Below are 243 nucleotides of genomic sequence, written 5' to 3'. Positions count from 1 at the left end.
CCCCCCCCCCCCCCCCCCCCCTATCCCACCCCCCCAGCCGATACGCTATCGAGACCAGAGTCTGGTGGGCTAGGAGTTGTGTATAAGAGCGTTCCTTTCCTTTCCTTTCCTTTCCTTTCCTTTCCTTTCCTTTCCTTTCCTTTCCTTTCCATTACAATTATAAAAAACACAACATACCCACCAGAAAACAAAGCAAAAGATAACATATCTCTCCTAAACATAAAAAAAAAAAAATTAAATAGA

Annotated in this window: 1 protein-coding gene; it reads right to left on the bottom strand. The window is 43.6% G+C overall.

Translation table 11 applies throughout. From position 1 onward, the window contains the following. Positions 1-20 precede the first annotated feature (20 nt). Positions 21-243: hypothetical protein (locus Q4563_RS21975; protein WP_303606048.1), on the bottom strand; the 223-nt coding region annotated here is incomplete at its 5' end.

It is taken from the genome of Gilvimarinus sp. 1_MG-2023 (genome assembly GCF_030548285.1).
This window is presented reverse-complemented; position numbering and strand designations above follow the sequence as displayed.